This is a genomic window from Rhizobacter sp. P5_A1, assembly GCF_056400745.1.
Genome location: NZ_JBFUKR010000022.1, coordinates 23,717 through 42,192 on the forward strand (window position 1 = coordinate 23,717; position 18,476 = coordinate 42,192).

Annotated in this window: 17 protein-coding genes; 2 read left to right on the forward strand and 15 right to left on the reverse strand. The window is 70.4% G+C overall.

Annotated elements, in window-relative coordinates:
* Positions 1-11 precede the first annotated feature (11 nt).
* The 12 genes from AC1DTW_RS20940 to AC1DTW_RS20995 all read right to left on the reverse strand — a co-directional run bounded on the left by AC1DTW_RS20940 (position 12) and on the right by AC1DTW_RS20995 (position 14,173).
* Positions 12-146, reverse strand: coding sequence for a hypothetical protein (locus tag AC1DTW_RS20940; protein ID WP_477983316.1), 135 nt, complete (start codon positions 144-146; stop codon positions 12-14).
* Between the two features lie 55 nt (positions 147-201).
* Complete coding sequence (locus tag AC1DTW_RS20945) at positions 202-405, reverse strand: type II toxin-antitoxin system antitoxin (RefSeq protein WP_477983317.1); 204 nt, start codon at positions 403-405, stop codon at positions 202-204.
* Between the two features lie 29 nt (positions 406-434).
* Positions 435-1,325 carry an SPFH domain-containing protein gene (locus tag AC1DTW_RS20950; protein WP_477983318.1) on the reverse strand — a complete coding sequence of 297 codons (891 nt, stop codon included), beginning with the start codon at positions 1,323-1,325 and terminating at the stop codon, positions 435-437.
* A gap of 98 nt (positions 1,326-1,423) precedes the next feature.
* A complete protein-coding gene (locus AC1DTW_RS20955; protein ID WP_477983319.1) occupies positions 1,424-2,065 on the reverse strand; it encodes an L-threonylcarbamoyladenylate synthase in 642 nt (213 codons plus the stop codon).
* Positions 2,066-2,068: 3 nt separating this feature from the next.
* Complete coding sequence (locus tag AC1DTW_RS20960) at positions 2,069-2,998, reverse strand: DMT family transporter (protein WP_477983320.1); 930 nt, start codon at positions 2,996-2,998, stop codon at positions 2,069-2,071.
* 19 nt (positions 2,999-3,017) lie between these two features.
* Entirely contained in the window at positions 3,018-3,869 is an 852-nt protein-coding gene (locus AC1DTW_RS20965) for a 3',5'-nucleoside bisphosphate phosphatase (RefSeq protein WP_477983367.1), read from the reverse strand.
* Positions 3,870-3,965: 96 nt separating this feature from the next.
* A complete protein-coding gene (locus AC1DTW_RS20970) occupies positions 3,966-5,075 on the reverse strand; it encodes a PQQ-dependent sugar dehydrogenase (protein ID WP_477983321.1) in 1,110 nt (369 codons plus the stop codon).
* Positions 5,072-8,692 (reverse strand): ABC transporter permease/M1 family aminopeptidase, encoded by a 3,621-nt coding sequence (locus AC1DTW_RS20975; protein ID WP_477983322.1) that lies wholly within the window; start codon positions 8,690-8,692, stop codon positions 5,072-5,074. The genes AC1DTW_RS20970 and AC1DTW_RS20975 overlap by 4 nt, the downstream gene beginning before the upstream one ends.
* 11 nt (positions 8,693-8,703) lie before the next feature.
* Positions 8,704-9,645: an ABC transporter ATP-binding protein gene (locus tag AC1DTW_RS20980; protein WP_477983323.1), complete on the reverse strand. Its 942-nt coding sequence runs from the start codon at positions 9,643-9,645 to the stop codon at positions 8,704-8,706.
* Positions 9,646-9,742: 97 nt separating this feature from the next.
* Complete coding sequence (locus AC1DTW_RS20985; RefSeq protein WP_477983324.1) at positions 9,743-11,356, reverse strand: hypothetical protein; 1,614 nt, start codon at positions 11,354-11,356, stop codon at positions 9,743-9,745.
* A 109-nt stretch (positions 11,357-11,465) separates the two neighbouring features.
* A complete protein-coding gene (gene recJ / locus AC1DTW_RS20990) occupies positions 11,466-13,232 on the reverse strand; it encodes a single-stranded-DNA-specific exonuclease RecJ (protein ID WP_477983325.1) in 1,767 nt (588 codons plus the stop codon).
* Positions 13,232-14,173 (reverse strand): hypothetical protein, encoded by a 942-nt coding sequence (locus AC1DTW_RS20995; protein WP_477983326.1) that lies wholly within the window; start codon positions 14,171-14,173, stop codon positions 13,232-13,234. The genes recJ and AC1DTW_RS20995 overlap by 1 nt, the downstream gene beginning before the upstream one ends.
* An 88-nt stretch (positions 14,174-14,261) precedes the next feature.
* Here AC1DTW_RS20995 and AC1DTW_RS21000 point away from each other — a divergent pair, with 88 nt between their 5' ends.
* Together AC1DTW_RS21000 and AC1DTW_RS21005 are read left to right on the forward strand one after the other, a co-directional pair.
* Positions 14,262-15,533 carry a lipoprotein-releasing ABC transporter permease subunit gene (locus tag AC1DTW_RS21000; protein ID WP_477983327.1) on the forward strand — a complete coding sequence of 424 codons (1,272 nt, stop codon included), beginning with the start codon at positions 14,262-14,264 and terminating at the stop codon, positions 15,531-15,533.
* A complete protein-coding gene (locus AC1DTW_RS21005; protein ID WP_477983328.1) occupies positions 15,526-16,215 on the forward strand; it encodes an ABC transporter ATP-binding protein in 690 nt (229 codons plus the stop codon). Before AC1DTW_RS21000 ends, AC1DTW_RS21005 begins: the two co-directional genes overlap by 8 nt.
* 193 nt (positions 16,216-16,408) lie before the next feature.
* Here AC1DTW_RS21005 and AC1DTW_RS21010 read toward each other — a convergent pair whose 3' ends face one another.
* From AC1DTW_RS21010 to AC1DTW_RS21020, 3 genes are read right to left on the reverse strand one after another with little or no spacing between them, the layout of a single operon-like run.
* Complete coding sequence (locus AC1DTW_RS21010; protein WP_477983329.1) at positions 16,409-16,882, reverse strand: DUF6265 family protein; 474 nt, start codon at positions 16,880-16,882, stop codon at positions 16,409-16,411.
* 17 nt (positions 16,883-16,899) lie between these two features.
* Positions 16,900-17,442, reverse strand: coding sequence for an MOSC domain-containing protein (locus AC1DTW_RS21015; RefSeq protein WP_477983330.1), 543 nt, complete (start codon positions 17,440-17,442; stop codon positions 16,900-16,902).
* Positions 17,443-17,454: 12 nt separating this feature from the next.
* Positions 17,455-18,474, reverse strand: a complete 1,020-nt coding sequence (locus tag AC1DTW_RS21020) for a GGDEF domain-containing protein (RefSeq protein WP_477983331.1) — start codon at positions 18,472-18,474, stop codon at positions 17,455-17,457.
* Positions 18,475-18,476: the final 2 nt, after the last annotated feature.

Here is an 18,476-nt window from a genome sequence, read left to right on the forward strand (position 1 = left end):
GCGCACTCCCGCTACTTCTTCTTCGCGTCGGGCGCCTTCGCGGCGTCCGGCTTCGGCATGTCGCCGATCACCGACTTCAGCGGGCAGACCGAAACGGCCGGGCACTTCTGGCAACCGGCGACGATGGCAATCGGGCAGAGCGTCATGACGATCCTCCGTGGCTTGGGCGGACCAGCATACGCGCGTTGCGGCGCTTGTCGATCAGCGATCCGGCTTGCGCGGGCGGGTCGGCGGCGGCGGCGGCGTCACCTTGCCCTTGCCGGATCGCGCCCGCAGCGCGTCCCTGAGCAGGTACTCGACCTGCGCATTGACGCTGCGCAATTCGCCCGCCGCGAGCCGCTCGATCTCGGCCCACAGCTGCGGGTCGATGCGCAGCAGAAACGATTTCTTGTCGGGGCTGGCCATCGCCGTGCGTTCGCGCCGCAGTGGCCCCGTCAGTTGTACAGCGTGCCGGTGTTGACGACCGGCGTCGCGTCGTGGTCGGAGCACAGCACGACCAGCAGGTTGCTGACCATCGCGGCCTTGCGCTCGTCGTCGAGCTGCAGCAGGCCGCGGTCGGCCAGGCCGTTCAGCGCCAGCTCGACCATGCCGACCGCGCCGTGCACGATCTTGGTCCGCGCCGCGATGATCGCCTCGGCCTGCTGGCGGCGCAGCATCGTGCCGGCGATCTCGGGCGCATACGCGAGGTGGGTCAGCTTCGCGTCGACGACGACGATGCCGGCGAGCGCGAAGCGCGCCTGCAGCTCGACGCGCAGCGCCGCGGCGACCTCGTCGGTGCCCGAGCGCAGCGTGATCTCGTGCTGGGTGCCCGCGACCGGCTCGTCGATGTTGTCGTAGGCGTAGCTCAGCGCAAGGTGGCGCACCGCCGACTCGGCCTGCGTCAGCACATAGGCCTCGAAGTTGTCGACATCGAAGGTCGCCTGCGCGGTGTCCTCGACCTTCCAGACGATCGCCGCGGCGATCTCGATCGGGTTGCCGCGCATGTCGTTGACCTTCAGCTTCTCGCTGTTGAAGTTGCGGGCGCGCACCGAGACCTTCTTCTTCAGGTAGAACGGGTTCGCCCAGCGCAGCCCGTCGCTGCGGTCGGTGCCGCGGTAGCTCCCGAACAGCATCAGCAACGCGGCCTGGTTCGGCTGCAGCATGTACAGCCCAGCCAGGCACCACGCCGCGACCAGCATGCCGACCGCGAACAGGCCGACCGTGGCCGCCGCGGGCCGGCCGAGCAGCAGCAATGCCGGCCCGACGATCAGCAGCACGCCGACCGCCACGTAGACGAAGCCGTTGGCCGACGAGCCGACGCGCTCCTGCGAAGCTATCTTGTCCATCATCGAGTCTCCCGGAGTGACCATCCTCGCGAGCGCGCCGGGGTTCGCCGGCGCTGATCGCAAAGTGATATCACTCTAGTATCGACTCGGTCGACTTGTCAAGCGTTCTCTTCGAGGCTGAGGCCGAGCAAGGCCGGATCGCCGCGGCCCTGGCGGATCAGTTCCGGCGTCGCGCCGGTCAGGTCGACGACGGTGGTCGGCTGCATCGGGCAGGCGCCCGCGTCGACGACCGCCTGGATCTGCTTCTGGAAGCGATCGCGGATCGCGTGCGGCTCGTTCATCGGCTCGGTCTCGCCCAGCGCGATCAGCGTCGTCGCGAGCAGCGGCTGGCCGAGCAGTTCGAGCAGCGCCTGCGTCACCGCGTGCTCGGGCACGCGCAGCCCGATCGTGCGCCGCGACGGGTGCGAGACGCGGCGCGGCACCTCCTTGGTCGCCTCGAGGATGAACGTGAATGGCCCGGGGGTGCCGACCTTCAACAGCCGGTATTGCTTGTTGTCGACGCGCGCGTAGCTCGCGAGCTCGCTCAGGTCGCGGCACAGCAGCGTCAGGTGGTGCTTGTCGTCGACACCGCGGATGCGGCGCAGGTTCTCGGCCGCGGCCTTGTCGTCGAGGTGGCAGACCAGCGCGTAGCTCGAGTCGGTCGGGATCGCGGCGATGCCGCCGCCGTGCAGGATCTGCGCGGCCTGCTTGAGCAGCCGCAGCTGCGGGTTCTCGGGGTGGACTTCGAAGTATTGCGACATGCGTCAATCGTAGGTGGTGTCGGCGGCCACGATCGATGCGGGCTTTTGCCGGGGTCCGGCCTGGCGCGCGTTCAGCCACGCGCTGACTGCGCCGCAGGCGGCGATCCCGGCCATGCCGAGCCAGGCCCAGCCGTCGGGCACATGGCGGAACACGAGCCAGCTGACCGTCAGCGCGCAGGCGATCTGCGTGTAGACGAAGGGCATCAGCGTGGCCATCGGCGCGTGGCCGAACGCGAAGATCAGGCACAGGTGACCGGCGGTCGCGAACGCGCCGATCGCGAGCACCAGCAGCAGCTTCGAGAGCGGCGCCGCATGCGCGGCAGCCACGTAGTCGCCGGCGTGGAACAGCAGCAGGGGCGTCACCAGCAGCGCGCCGCTGAAGCCGGTGTAGAAGTGCGTGATGTACGGGCTCTCGAGCGACGCGAGCCGGCTCGTCAGCACCTGGAAGCAGCCATAGCACAGCGCCATCAGCAGCGGGAAGATCGCGGCCCAGCCGAACACGCCGCTGCCAGGCCGGATCACGATCACGGCGCCGACGAAGCCGCCGCAGACCAGCGCCCAGCGCATCCGCGAGACCGGCTCGTGCAGCACCCAGGCGGCGAGCATCGTCACGACGACCGGCGTCAGCATGCCCAGCGCCGTGAACTCGGCGACCGGCATCCGCTGCAGGCCGAAGAACGACATGCCGCTGGTCACCAGCAGCAGCGTGCCGCGCGCCCACTGGAATTTCGGATGCGCGGTCGCGAAGCCGCGTGCGCCGTCGCGCGCGAGCCAGATCGCCATCGCGCCGGCCTGGAATGCATAGCGCGCCCACAGCAGCAACAGCACCGGCAGCGTCGCGCCGAGGTACTTGATCAGCGTGTCGCTGACCGCGAAGCACGCGCCCATCGCGAGCACGAGCGCGATGCCCAGGCCGGGGCGTTGCGCGGTCACGCGCAAGCGCCTCGGGGCATCAGGCGGGTGAGTGGATGCGCTGCTCGAGCGCGGTCCACACGGGGGTCAGCTTGGCGGGCAGCGCGGGCAGCGCGCCGAGGTCGATGTGGCTCTCGTCGGGGCTGTGGAAATCGCTGCCGCGCGACGCGAGCAGCCCAAACTCGAGCGCGGTCTCGGTGTAGCGCAGCGCATCGGACGAACTGTGGCTGCCGGTGACGACCTCCACGCCGCGCCCGCCGTGCGCCTTGAACTCGGTGAACAGCGCGTACTCCTCGTTCGCGCTGAACTTGTAGCGCGCCGGGTGCGCGATCACCGCGAGGCCGCCGGCGTCGACGATCCAGGTGACCGCGTTGCGCAGCGTCGCCCAGCGGTGCGGCACGAAGCCGGGCTTGCCTTCGACGAGGTACTTGCGGAAGACCTCCTGCGTGTCGGCGCAGACCTTGTTCTCGACCAGGAAGCGCGCGAAGTGCGTGCGCGAGATCAGCTCCGGGTTGCCGACGTACTGCAACGCGCCTTCGTAGGCGCCCTCGATGCCGACCTTCGCGAGGCCATCCGACATTTCCATCGCGCGCGCGCGGCGGCCACCGCGCGTCGCGCTCAGGCCGGCCTTCAGCGCGGCGTCGTCGGCATCGAAGCCGAGGCCGACGATGTGCACGGTCACGTCGGCGAAGGTCACCGAGATCTCGGTGCCGGTCAGGTAGGGCAGGCCGAGGCTGGCCGCCGCGGCCATCGCGCGATGCTGGCCGCCGATCTCGTCGTGATCGGTCAGCGCCCACAACTCCACGCCGTTGGCCTTGGCCCGCGCCGCGAGGGCTTCGGGCTCCAGGGTGCCGTCGGAGACGACGGAGTGGCAGTGCAGGTCGGCGTTCATCCAGCTCGGCAGTTGAGTCACGAGCCGATTGTAGGGAAGCGACGCGTTCCCTTTGGCGATCAAGCCCTTTGAGCCCGACGCGGGTCCCTCGGGCGCTCAGCGCTCGAGCCGGACGATGCGCCCGTTCGTGCTGTCGGTCAGCAGGTAGAGCCAGCCATCCGGGCCCTGGCGCACATCGCGGATGCGCTCGCCGAAATCCTGCAGCAGCCGCTCCTCGCGCACGACCTTGCGGCCGTCGAGTTCGAGCCGCACCAGCAGCTGCGCCTTCAGCGCGCCGACGAACGCGCTGCCTTTCCAGCCGGGGTAGCGCTCGCTGGTCAGGAACGCCAGGCCGCTGGTCGCGATCGACGGCACCCAGTAGGTCAGCGGCTGTTCCATGCCGGCCTTCGCGGTGCCCTCGCCGATCTTCGCGCCGCTGCCGTATTCGGCGCCGTAGGTGATCACTGGCCAGCCGTAGTTCTTGCCGGCCTGCACGACGTTGAGCTCGTCGCCGCCCTGCGGGCCGTGCTCGTCGGCCCAGAGTTCGCCGGTCGCGGGGTTCAGCGCGGCGCCCTGCACGTTGCGATGCCCGTAGCTCCAGATCTCGGGCAGCGCGCCGGCGCGGCCGACGAACGGGTTGTCGCCCGGCACGCGGCCGTCGGGCTCGATGCGCACGATCTTGCCGTGGTGGTTGCCGAGCAGCTGCGCGTCGTCGCGGCGCAGGAAGCGATCGCCGAGCGTGATGAACAGGCGGCCGTCGCGCCCGAACACGAGGCGCGAACCGAAGTGCGCGCGGCTCGCGAACTTCGGCGCCTGGCGGAAGATCACCTTGACGTCGTCGAGCCGCTCGCCATCGAGCCGGCCGCGCGCGACCGCGGTGCTGTTGCCCCCGCCGCCTTGCGGATCGGCCTCGCTGTAGCTCCAGTAGACGAGCGCGTTGTCGGCGAACTTCGGGTCGATCGCGACATCGAGCAGACCGCCCTGGCCGACCACCTCGACCTTCGGCAGCCCCTGCAGCGGCGGCCCGAGCTTGCCGTCAGGGGTGACGATGCGCATCCGGCCAGGGCGCTCGGTCACGAGCATCCGGCCGTCGGGCAGGAACGCGAGGCCCCAGGGGTTCTGCAGGCCGCTCGCGACCGTGACCGGCCTCAGCGCTTGCGCGCACACCAGCGCAGCGCTGAACGTCAAGGCGGCGCCGATCAGGGCGTGTCGAATGGCATGCTTCATCGGAACTCCACGGCGATCGTGTTGTCGTCCGGCGTGCGGTCGATCAGCTTGTTCAGCGGGTCGATCCCGGCCTTCGCCGGCTTGCGGTCGACCGTCAGTGTGAAGGTATTGTCCGCGCGTTCGATCTTGTGGCGCTCGATCGCGATCGCGTTGCCCTGGTCGTCGACCACGCCGACGTCGATGAAGTCGGCGAGTGGCACGTCGGTCTCCTTGCCCAGCTCGTCGGCGACGGCCTTCTTCGCCGAGACCTGCACGCTCACCTCGTAGCGCCCGCCCGCGAGCACTTTCGCGCTCGCGCTGACGGCGCGGTTGTCGTAGAGCACGATGCGATCGAACATGTCGTCGACGAGGTACTGCATCTCCGGCGGCGTCACGGCGCGCAGCTTGGCGAGAAAGGCCGAGCTGTTCGGGTACGGCGGGCCCTTGAACGCGAACTCGTCGCGGAACTCGCGCAGCGCGCGGTTCAGCGTCGCCTCGCCGAGATAGTCGGCCATCGCGTACATCACGAGGCTGCCCTTCGAATAGTGGATGTACTGCTGGTTCTCGACCCTCGACAGCGGCAGCTCCTTCTTCTGCTCGAAGGCGCGGCCCTGCAGGTAGCGCTCGAGCTCGTACTTCAGGAAGCGGCGCATCTTCGCGTCGCCGATGCGCGCCTTCATCACCATCAGCGCCGAGTACTGCGCGAACGACTCGATCGGCATCGTGCTGCCCTGCGTCTCGCCGGTCACGACCTGGTGGCCCCACCACTGGTGCGCCGCCTCGTGCGAGGTGACGTAGTACGGGTAGTCGATGTCCTTCGGATCGTCGGGCCGCACGCGCGCGATGAAGCCGATCGCTTCGGAGAACGGGATCGTGTTCGGGAAGGCCTCGGCGAACGACTGGTAGCGCGGGAACTCGATGATGCGGAACTGGCGGTACTGGTAGGCGCCGAAGTTGCGGCTGTTGTAGGCCAGCGAGGCCTTGACCGAATCGACCATCGCGTCGAGGTTGAACTCGTGGCCCGGCTGGTACCAGATCTCGATCGCGACATCGCCGTTCGGCCCCGGCCACACCGCCTTCCTGACCGCGTAGCGCGCCGACTGGAACGCGAAGTAGTTCAGGATCGGCGCGTCCATCTTGAACTGGAAGTAGCGGCGCCCAGTGTCGACCCACTCGCGCTGCAGGTAGCCCGGCGAGATCGCGATCTGGTCGGGTTCGGTGCTGACGGTGGCTTCGAACCGGATGAAGTCGGCATCCGGCCCGACCACGTTGGTTTGCAGCCCGACGGGGTCGTCGCGCTCGCGCATGCGGTCCTTCGGCGCGAGGCCGAACTTGCGCCGGTCCTGGTCGCGTTCGAGTTCGGCGTCTTCGCGGTAGCCGAGCACCGGGAGAATCGAGCTGTTGCGGATGAAGCTGCCGTTGTAGACGATGTCGGTCTCGGAGCCTTCGTTCGTGAACCCGCGGGGTGCATGTTCGAGGTCGAAGTCGAGCCGCGTGCTCTCGCCCGGCGCGAGCGCCCGGTCGAGCTTGTAGCGGCGCATGCCGACCTTCAGGTTGTCGTCGACCAGCGTCGCCGGCGTGCCGAACGCGAGGGCGTGGATCGTCAGCGCGTCGCCGAGCAGGAAGTTCAGGTTGACGGTGTCGATCGGCGCGGCGGTCTTGTTCACCAGCGCGTAGCTGCCGCGGATGCGGATGCGCTGCTCGCGCGGAAAGAGCGCCACATCGAGCTTGACCTCGGTGACCTTCGGCTGCGGCAGCAAAGCGAGCGGCTTGTAGCGGCGCTCGTAGTCGACCCTGCGCTGCTGACGATCGTGAGAGCTCACGTACTCGTTCAGCATGTTGGTGTTGTAGAAGATGAAGCCGCCGATCGCGACGAACGCGAGCGACGACGCCGCCACGAGGCCCAGCACCGACGCGCTCAGGCGCGCACGCGCCAGCACGAGGCGCTCGCGCCCGCTGCTCACGGTGCCGCGCGTCCACAGCAGGTAGGCCGCGACGAGCAGCAGCAGCGAGGCGGCGCCCCAGTAGGCCTCGAACCAGCGCAGCCGCGGCATGAAGTGGCCGAAGCCGTTCATGTCGGAGTACATCGCGCCCGGCATGTCGGCGAACTTGTACAGGTGGTGCTCGAACCCGAGCTGGCTGCCGAACACGGTCAGCACGTAGTACACGATCATCACGAAGTGGCCGATGTACTTCTGATTCACGACGCTGTGCACCGCGATCGCGAGCGCGCACAGCATCCAGTAGCGCAACAGGTCGATGCCGAGCAGCTTCTGCAGGTACAGCCCGGGCTCGAAGTGGAAGTAGCCCTTCGAGGCCTGGATGCCCATACCGCACAGCATCAGCAGCGCCTGCAGCAGCAGCGGGATCGCCATCAGCGCGAGCAGCTTCGCCAGCATCGGCAGCCAGGTGGGCCGGGGCGTGCCGTCGAGGATCTGGTCGAGCCGGTTCTCGCGCTCGCGCCAGACCATCTCGCCGCCATAGAACGCGATCAGGATCAGCATGAAGACCGAGAAGCCGCCCGAGACGATGCTCGTCATCTGCAAGGTCACCGGCCAGGTGCTGGTGCCGAAGAGGCTGCCGGCGTTCATGCTCGCGAAGACCATGAACAGCAGGCCGGCGAGCACGAGCACGCCGAAGTAGATGTTCTTGATCGTCTCGCGCAGATTGAGCCAGACGAGGTGCGGCAGCAGCGCGATCGGGCGCGAGGTGTCGATCTGCGCAACCCCGCGCGCGGTGCGGGCCGTGGCGGCGGGTGGCGATGCCTCGGCCTCGGCCGCGGCCGCCGCCTGGGCCTTGCGCGCCGCCTTCGACACCCGTTCCTGCGCGGCTGCCGTGAACGAGAAGCGCCAGAAGCACAGGCCGCAGACGAGCGCCGCCACGCCGAGCCACAGCGCGCGGTTCCAGCGCAGCACGCCGTCGAGCGGGATCAGGCGCGTGTTGCGCTCGGCGATCGTCCAGTACTCGGTCAGCACGTCGAGCGCACGGCTGCCGAACGGGTCGACCAGCGAGGCCAGCAGCTTGTTGTCGAGGTCGGCGAGCAGCTGCGATGACAGCAGCCAGCCGATCAGCACCAGCACGCTGCCCACGTAGACCGGCAGCATCTTGCGTGTCGTCGCGGCGAGGCTGAAGAACACGCCGCCGATCAGCAGCGCGTTCGGCAGCAGCACATAGGCGATCGGCAGCAGGTACGCCGCGAGCCGGTTCGGACCGAGCCGCTGGGCATCCATGCCGGGCAGCAGCGTGGCGACCCACTCGCCCAGCGAGATGCTCGCGAACACGACGAGCACGACGCCGAGCGCCCCGAGGAATCGCCCGCCGAGGTATTGCGCCTTGCCGATCGGCGCGGTGAAGAAGAAGGTCTGCGTGCGGTACTCGAAATCCTGCTGCACCGCGCGGCCCATGATCGCGGCCATCACGGTGGTGCCGAAGATGCCGAGCACGCTGGTCGTGACCGCGATGCCGAACGGCGAGTTGACCGCCACCTTGCCGCTGCCGAACGAGACGCTGGCCGCGCTCAGCAAGCCGCCTGCGGCAGCCATCCAGGTCATCGCGAGCGCGAAGAAGACGGTGAAGTAGACCCAGGTCGAGATCAGCTTCAGGCGCGACCTGAATTCGAAACCGGCGATCGTGAACATGGCGCGCTGTCTCAGAGCGCCGGCGCCGTCGTGATCGCGCCCTCGGCCACGCCGCTGCGCGAGCCATCGAGCCAACCGCCGATCGCGGCGAAGTAGGCGTCTTCGAGCGTCGCCTCGACCGGCGCGAAGCCCGGGCCCGGCGAGGCATCGGCGATCACGTTGATCTGCGTCTGGCCGGTGTACAGGCGCGTCGAGATCACCGCGTGGCGCTCGCGCAGCGCGGCGACCCGGTCGCGCGGCACCGAGGTCGACCAGACGCGGCCGGCCAGCGCCGCGACGAGCTGCTGCGGCGTGCCGGTCACGAGCACGCGGCCCTTGTTCATGATCGCCAGCTTCGGGCACAGGTCGCTGACGTCGGAGACGATGTGCGTCGACAGCAGCACGATCACCTCCTCGCCGATCTCGACCAGCAGGTTGTGGAAGCGCGTGCGCTCCTCGGGATCGAGCCCGGCGGTGGGCTCGTCGACGATGATCAGCTTCGGACTGCCGAGCAGCGCCTGCGCGATGCCGAAGCGCTGGCGCATGCCGCCCGAGTAGCCGCCCAGCGCCTTCTTGCGCACGTCGTACAGGTTGGTCTGGCGCAGCAGCCTGGCGACGACCTCGGTGCGCTCGGCCCGGTTCGTCAGGCCCTTCAGCCGCGCCAGGTGATCGAGCATCTCTTCGGCACTGACCTTCGGGTAGACGCCGAAGTCCTGCGGCAGGTAGCCGAGCACGCGGCGCACCGCGTCCTTGTCTCTCAATACGTTGATGTTCGCCGGGCCGGCACCGGTCAGCTGGACCGAGCCGTGATCGGCGTCCTGCAATGTCGCCAGCGTGCGCATCAAGGTCGACTTGCCGGCGCCGTTCGGCCCGAGCAGGCCGAACATGCCGGTCGGGATCGTCAGCGTGACATCGTCGAGCGCCTGCACGCCGTTCGCATAGGTTTTCGACAGGCCGGTGATGTGCAGTTCCATGGCGCGAGTCTGCCAGCAACGCCGCGCGCGCCCGAGCCCGGCGCGACGGGCTGCACGGGCGGGGGGACGAACTGCGGGGCCGGCCCGCGGACGGCACCTACGTCGCGATCGAGAACAGCACCGCGTTGTTGACCGCGTAGACCGCGCCGTCGGCGCCGATCGCGGTCGGCGTGTAGGACTCGGCGATGCCGCTGGTCAGCTGGATGCGCTGCGTGAAGCTGTTGCTCGTCATGCTCCAGCGGTACAGGTAGCCGTCTTCGCTGTTGACCAGGATCGATTTCGTCAGCGGGTCGACGGCCGCGGTGTTGATGCACCACTCCTTCACCGGCCCGGCGCTGCCGCTCTCGAAGGTCGAGCCCAGGAGGGTCAGCACTTCCTTCATCGTCGGCACACCGGAGCCGGTGACCGAGTCGGGCTGGGTCGCGTTCGGGTCCAGCACCGCGACGCGGTTCAGCCCGTCGCCGGTGCCGGCGCCCTCGTAGTTGTTGTACTTGACCATCAGCAGGTAGCTCGAGGTGCCGGTGTACGACGCGACCATGCTCGCCGGCACGATCGACGCGGTGTCGTCCCAGCCGAAGCCGCCGGGCGGGCGGCTCTGCGTCAGCGTCGAATCGAAATGCAGCAGCCAGCCGCGGCCGTTGTGGGTGCCGAAGCTGGCCTCGAGCACGCCGTAGAAGACCTCGCCGTCGGGGCCGACGGTCGGCGATGCGGTGCCGTCGTCGCTGACCCGTGCGAGCCCGCCGGTGCCCGGGTCGAGCAGCGGCGCCTTGCCCTTCAGCGCCAGCGAGCTGCTGTCGAGCGCGAGCAGGTAGCCCGACTGGAGTGCGCCGGCGACGACCGGCCGGTTCACCGCGACGTACAGCGTCGCGAGGTCGACCGAGACGGCCGGCGCGCAGTTCATCGCGAGCTTCGCGATGGCCGGGTCGCCGGCCAGCGTCGACGCGGCCGCCCAGCTGCCGACACCGGCGGCGCTGATGCGCGCGATGCCGCTCGCCAGACCGGCCGGGTTCGCGCCGGTGACGATGAAGCCGAAGAACACGTTGCCGGCCGAATCGACCGTGATCGGCGCGTTGACGAAGACCGTGCTGTCGAAGGCCGCGGGATTCGCGTTGTACAGGGCGGCGCCGTAGAACACCGCGGTCGTGACGCTGCCGCCGGCCGAATCGGCGTTGTCGCGCACCAGCAGCTTGCCGCCGGCGCCGGGCGCATACAGGCGATTGCCGGTCGTCAGCGCGAGGTTGTAGCTCGGCACCCAGTTGTGCGCCGGCAGCACGTAGTCGCTGGTGCCCGACCAGATCAGCCCGCCGTTGCCGCCCGAGCGCGCCTCGAAGCGAAAGCCGTTCGTCGCGCCGGTCTTCACCGGCACGATCACCGTGTTCATCGAGGTCACGACGGGCGAGCCGTAGTGGATCAGCAGCGCGCCGCTCGGCTGGTACTGCGGCGCGAGGTCGAGCGGCGTCGACCACGCGATGCGGTTCAGGTCCTGGGTCGCGATCGCGCCGAGCGCCGAATGCTGCGCGTCGCGGCCGAAGCCCCACCAGGCCGGGCCGGCAACGCCGGGGGCCGGTGGCACCGGCGCCGGCGGCACCGGGGTCGGCCCGCCGGCATCGCCGCCACCACCGCCACAGGCCGCGACCGCGGCCATCAGCGGCGTCAGCGACAGCAGGCGCAGCGCGCGGCGACGATCGTTCAACGACGCAGGGGAGTTCATGGCGGATCTCGAATCGTGGGCCGGGATGACGGCCATGCTGCCGGGATCGCCAGACGCTGGCAAGGCGGGCAAGCCCCGGCTCGAAGCCTCGACCCGCGCCCGACCTGCGTCAGCCTGCCGCCTCGACGATCATCTGCACACGCTCGCGGCCGTTGTACTCGTCGATGCTGAGCCGATACGCGAGTCGCAGCCGCGCCGCGACCGGTTCGCTGTGGCCGAACCAGATGGCATCGCGCAACGCGCCACCGCGTGCCTCGCCGACGAAGCGCAGCGCCAGCTTCAGGTGCTTCGCGCCGACCAGGCGCTGCGAGACGACCTCGACCTCGTCGACGAACAGCGGCGCCTCGAAGGCCTGGCCCCAGACCTGTGCGTCGAGCGCGCGCACCGTCGGCGCGTTGAAGTGCTCGATGCCGAGCGGGCCGTCGCTGAGCAGCGTGCGCGACAAGGTCGCGGCGTCGAGCCACTCGCTCGCGATCTGCTGGAACGCGGCGTCGAAGGTCTCGAAGTGCGCCTGGGCGAGCGTGCAGCCGGCTGCCATCGCGTGGCCGCCGAAGCGCACGAGCACCTCGGGGTGGCGCTTGCTGAGCAGGTCGAGCGCGTCGCGCAGATGAAAGCCCGGGATCGATCGGCCCGAGCCCTTCAGCAGGCCGTCCTGCCCCCGCGCGAACACGAAGGTCGGGCGGTGCACGCGGTCCTTCAGGCGCGACGCGACGATGCCGACCACGCCTTCGTGGAAGCTCTCGTCGAAGATCGCGAGCGCGCTGGCCATCTTCACGGTCGGCGTGCCGGCAGCGTCGGCCTGCAGCAGCCGTTCGAGCATCGCCTCGGCCTGTTCGCGCATGCCGGATTCGACATCGCGCCGCTCGCGGTTGATCGTGTCGAGCAGGCCGGCGAGTTCGGCCGCGCGCGCCGGATCGTCGGTCAGCAGGCACTCGATGCCGAGCGTCATGTCCGAGAGCCGGCCGGCCGCGTTGATGCGCGGCCCGAGCGCGAAGCCGAAGTCGAAGCCGCTCGCGCGCCGCGGGTCGCGCGCCGCGGCGCGGAACAGCGCAGCGACGCCCGGCTGCATCTGGCCGGCGCGGATGCGCCGCAGGCCCTGCGCGACGAGGCGGCGGTTGTTCGCGTCGAGCCGCACGACATCGGCGACCGTGCCGAGCGCGACCAGGTCGAGCAGGGCGTCGAGCCGCGGCTGCGCGCCGACCGCGAACACGCCGCGCTCGCGCAGCTCGGCGCGCAGCGCGAGCAGCACGTAGAAGATCACGCCGACGCCGGCGAGGTTCTTGCTCGCGAAGCCGCAGCCGGGCTGGTTCGGGTTCACGATCACGTTCGCGTCGGGCAGCACGATCGCGTCGTCGACCCGCGCCGGCAGGTGGTGGTCGGTCACGAGCACCGCGATGCCGAGCGCGCGCGCGTGCGCGACGCCCTGCAGGCTCGCGATGCCGTTGTCGACCGTCAGCAGCACATCGGGCCGCAGCGCGCTCGCGAGGTCGACGATGGCCGGCGTCAGCCCGTAGCCGTGCACCGCACGGTCGGGCACGACGTAGTGCAGCGAGCCCTCGGCCGCGCCGAGCAGGCGCAGGCCGCGCAGCGCGACGGCGCAGGCGGTCGCGCCATCGCAGTCGTAGTCGGCGACGACGCAGATGCGGCGCTGCGCGGCCAGCGCGTCGGCGAGGAAGCGCGCGGCGGCCTGCACGCCGAGCAGGTCGGCGGGCGGCAGCAGGCGCGCGAGGCCGTCGTCGAGTTCGTCCGCGGCACGCACGCCGCGGCCCGCGTACAGGCGCGCGAGCAGCGGCGGCACGCCGGCCTGCTCGAGCGCCCAGACGGCGCGCGGCGGCGCGTCGCGCAGCTGGATCGTCGGCGCATGCGGGGCGGCCATCAAAGCGCCTCCAGCAGCGCGTGCGGCGCCGGCGCCGACCAGCGGCTGCCGAGCTTGCGCCACAGCGAGCGCGGCGCGTTCTCGAAGCGGTGCGCACTGCGCTCGCCGCACAAGGTCAACGCGACGGTTCGCCCGGCGCGCACCGCGGCGAGCAGGTCGGCGATCGCGCCGCGATCGAGCGCCTGCCAGGCCTCGGACCACGCGGCCCAGTCGCCGGCGAGCAGCGGCGCGCGCAGCGCCGTGTCGACCTCGACCGGCTCGCCGGCCTCGGGCTGCGCGGGCCCGCAGCCACTGAGCCAGAACGAATTCACGGTCAATGCGCCGCGCTGTTCGCGCGCATCGTTCAGCGCATGCGGGTAGAGCAGCAGCTGCAGTTCGCTCTGCAGGCGCCGTACGCGTCGAGCGGCTTCGCTGCGCGCCTCGCTGCCGCGCATCCAGAGCTCGACGTCGCGCCCGATCACGCGGTCGAGCGATGCGCAGGGCAGCTCGGCGAGGCTCTCGTGCGCCACGTACCAGCGCAGCGGCGCGCCCCATTCGAGGCGAAAGCCTTCGCTCTCGAACAGCGCGCGCACCGCATCGAATGCGGCGCGCGATTCGGCCGCGTCGAGCTCGAGCGCGTCGGGGTCGAGGAGCGTCACGTGGTCGTGGCCGACGTGCCAGTGGCTCGGCGTCACGAGGCCCCAGGCGAGATCGCCGACCTCGATGCCGTCGGCCACGGCGGCGCGCGCCGCGAACGGGAGGCAGCCGTCGCTGCCGTGCCAGTCGGCCGCCGCGGCGAGCGCGCGCTCGTGCGGCGGCGACAGCCGGTGGGCATCCGCGTCGTCGCGCCGGGTCAGCGTCAGCCGGGCCAGCAGCGACGCCAGGTTCGGCAGCGCCAGATCGCGCAGCACGTGCGGCGCGGCCTCGGACAGCGCCGACGCGAAAGGGATCAGCAAGTGCATGCGAGCAATTATCCGGTGCGATCCGGCGCGGCCCGGCGGGTGCTCGCCGCGATTCGACGCGCGCACCGTCCTGTAGCATCCGGTCCCCATGAACTGGCCCTATGAATTGCAGATCGGCTGGCGCTACACGCGCGCCGGCCGCGCCGGGCGCCGCAACCGCTTCATCTCGTTCATCTCGGGCGTCTCGATGCTCGGCATTGCGCTCGGCGTCGCGGCGCTGATCATCGTGCTGTCGGTGATGAACGGCTTCCGCAAGGAGGTGCAGGACCGGATGCTGTCGGTGATCCCGCACGTCGAGGTGCTCAGCGCCGACGGCAACGCGCTGCCCGACTGGCGCGCGACGCTCGCGAAGGTCAAGGCCGTGCCCGAGGCGGGCGCGCAGGTCGTCGGCGCGGCGCCGTTCGTCGCGGCGCAGGCGCTGATCACGCGCGGCGACGACAACATCCATGGCGCGATCGTGCGCGGCATCTCGCCGAACGACGAGGCGACGGTCACGGCCGTCGCGGCGCAGCTGAAGGACACCGTGCTCGCGCGCCTCGTGCCCGGCGAATGGAACGCCGTGCTCGGCATCGAGCTCGCGCGTGCGCTGGGGGTGGGCGAGGGCGACAAGGTCACCGTCGTGCTGCCGGGCGGGCAGGTCACGCCGGCCGGTGCGATCCCGCGCACCAAGCGGCTGACCGTCGTCGGCACCTTCAACGCCGGCCATTACGAATACGACAGCACGCTGGCGCTGGTGCACCTGGACGACGCGGCCAAGCTGTTCCGCACCGACGGCCCGACCGGCGTGCAGCTGCGCCTGACGAGCCAGAACGATGCGCGCAGCGTCGGCAGCCAGTTGCAGGATGCGCTCGGGCCGCAGTTCGCGGTGCGCGACTGGACGCGCACGAACAGCAACTGGTTCTCGGCGGTCGAGCTCGAGAAGCGCCTGATGTTCATCATCCTGACCCTGATCGTCGCGGTCGCCGCGTTCAACCTGGTCTCGACCTTGGTGATGACGGTCACCGACAAGCAGGCCGACATCGCGATCCTGCGCACGCTCGGCGCGAGCCCGCGTTCGGTGATGGGGATCTTCATGGTGCAGGGCGCGCTGTCGGGGATCATCGGCACGCTGGCCGGCGTGCTGTTCGGGCTGCTGATCGCGTTCAACGTCGGCACGCTGGTGGCGGGCATCGAGGCGCTGCTGCGCGTCAGCTTCCTGCCGTCGAGCGTGTACCTGATCAGCCGCATGCCGAGCGACCCGCAGGCCGCCGACATCGCGCCGATCGTCGTGATCTCGCTGCTGCTGTCGTTCATCGCGACGCTCTACCCGAGCTGGCGCGCGAGCCGCGTTCAACCCGCCGAGGCGCTCAGGTATGAATGAGGTGGTGATCCAGGCCACCGGCCTGCACAAACGCTTCATCGAGCACAGCGGCGACGCCGCGCTCGACGTTCACGTGCTGCAAGGCGTCGACCTGACGGTGCGGCGCGGCGAGACGATCGCCGTCGTCGGCGCGTCGGGCTCGGGCAAGAGTACCTTGCTGCACCTGATGGGCGGGCTCGAGGCGCCGAGCGGCGGCCAGGTCGAGCTCGCCGGCCACGATTTCGCCGGCATGACCGCGGCGATGCAGGGCGACTGGCGCAACCGGCACCTCGGCTTCATCTACCAGTTCCACCACCTGCTGCCCGAGTTCACCGCGCTCGACAACGTCGCGATGCCGCTGCGCATCCGCCGCCAGACGAAGCCCGAGGCGCGCGAGCGCGCGCGCGAGGTGCTGGCGCAGGTCGGCCTCGCCGACCGGGTGCAGCACCGGCCCTCGCAGCTCTCGGGCGGCGAGCGCCAGCGCGTCGCGATCGCGCGTGCGCTGGCAGGTGCGCCGGACTGCGTGCTCGCCGACGAGCCGACCGGCAACCTCGATCGCGAGACCGCCGACGGCGTCTTCGCGCTGATGCTGAAGCTGGCGCGCGACCGGGGCATGGCCTTCGTCGTCGTCACCCACGACCCCGGCCTCGCGGCGCGTTGCGACCGCGTGCTGCGGCTGAAGCTGGGGCGCCTGACCGATTGACCGAGGGGTCAGCCGTCACTCCTCGGGACACGACTCAGCCAGTACGAGACCTTTACGGATGGTCTCGTAGTAGGCAGTCTGAGCCAGCAACTCGGAGCGAGTCTCTCTCGTGAAGCGCGCTTGCTTCACGGGGCAATGCGGCGCGCTTCTGCGAAGACATCCTCGGCGGAGAAAGGGGGCCCAACGACCAAGATCAGTCGACGCCGCCGCACGACACGCGCTGGTACGCGTACTCGATGCGCTTCGTCTGCCCGTTCATCGGTCCCTCGATCCAGGCCTGCAGCACCGCACCGCGGCGCTCGTAGGCCACGCGCTGCGGGAAGTCGTGCTGCAGGTTCTCGAACACGATGCTGCTGTCGCCGACCGTCGTCGACGTGAACACCGTCGCCGCCCGGCCCGATGGGCTGACGACGTACTCGAAGCGCTCGTCGCGCTCGCGCAGCAGCACCGATTCGTAGGCCGCGAGCTTGCCGCCGCGCAGCGTGCGGCTCATGCCGAGCAGGCTGCCGGCGCGCGGCGCCATCCATTGCTCCTCGACCGTGCGCTCGGGGCTGTTCAGCGCCCAGCAGCCTTGCAACCAGGCGAGGCGTTGCGCGCCGCTGGCCTGGGCCACGACGCCGGTGCTTGCGAACAGCAGCGCCAGGGCTGCGACCAGGGGCTTCGTCATCGCTCGTCTCCTCGTCGTCAAACGCGCTCCAGCGGCAAGTGTGCCCCTGCGGGGTGCTCGACGCGAATCGCATCGCCGGCGCGCACGTCGCCGCCCGCGAGCACGATCGCCATCACGCCGGCCTTGCGCAGCAGCGTGCCGTCGGCGGCGCGGCCCAGCGTCGCGGCCATCAGGCCGGGCCGGAAGCGATCGAGCTGGGCGCAGGGGTTGCGCAGGCCGGTGACCTCGACGACCGCGCTGGCGCCGATCCGCAGGCGGGCGCCGCGCGGCAGGTCGAGCAGCGCGATGCCGCGCGTCGTGAGGTTCTCGCCGATCTGGCCCGGCCCGATCTCGAAGCCGGCATCGCGCAATTCGTCGAGCAGTTCGGCGTGGACCAGGTGCAGCTGGCGCAGGTTCGGTTGCGTCGGGTCGATCGCGACGCGCGAGCGATGCTGCACCGTGACACCGAGGTGGGCGTCGCCCTGCACGCCGAGGCCGGCCAGCAGCCGAATCGATGCACGCACGGGCTTGCTGAAATCATGCGCGGCGCCGGCGCAGACCGCGACGACCTCGGCGCGCACCGGCCGCCTCGCTCAGCCGCAGCCGACGCGGTCGCGGCCGGTGTTCTTCGAGCCGTACAGCGCGCCGTCGGCACGTGCGATCAGCGCCTGCGCGTCGTCGCCGTCGTGCAGCGCGGCGACGCCGCCGGAGATCGTCACGCTGAACAGCACTTCCTGCGTGTTGCGGTTGCGGATCTTCATCGCCTTCGCGCGCAGCCGCACCTGCTCGGCGAGCTGCTGCGCGTCGGTCAGCGTGCTGTGCGGCAGCACGATCGCGAATTCCTCGCCGCCGTAGCGCGCCGCCGCATGGCCGTCGTGCGCGACGCTGTCGCGCAGGATCTCGCCGAGGCCCTGGATCACGCGGTCGCCCATCACGTGGCCGTGCGCGTCGTTGACCTTCTTGAAGTGATCGATGTCGAGCATCACCAGGCAATGCTGGCGGCCCGCGCCGGGCGGCTCGTGCAGCAGCGCGGCGATGCGCTGGTCGAAGCCCTTGCGGTTCAGCAGGCCGGTCAGCGGGTCGAGCAGCGCCTCGCCGCGGGCGCGGTCGAGGTCGGTGCGCAGCCGCGCGATCTCGGTCTGGCTCGCGCTGACCTGCTGCTGCAGCGCATCGGCCGAGTGCTTCATCTCGGCGGTGCCGGCGAGCGCCTCGTCGAGCTGCGGCGAGAGCGCCGCGACATCGTTCGAGCGCAGCGCGGCCGAGAGGCCGTCGAGCTGCGCGCCGAACAGGCCGGCACGCGTGCCGGTGTGCGAGGCCGAACTCGCGATGCGCGTCATCACCTTGTTCAGTTCACCGCCAATGCGCTGCACGGCCGCCGCGTTGCCCGCCACGATGTGGTCCTGGTAGAGCCGCGCGACGCTTGCGTCGTCGATCGTCGCGTTGGCCTGAAGCAATTGCTCGATCGCCGCGTGGAGGCCGGCGTTGATGCCGGCAGCGTACTCGTACCAGAGCGTGAACGTGACCGGGTTGAACGCCGCCTCGTGGCGACCCATGTGGCCGAGTGCCACGCGCAGCAGCTCGGCGCTGCGGTCCTTGGGTTCCGTGTAGCGCATCC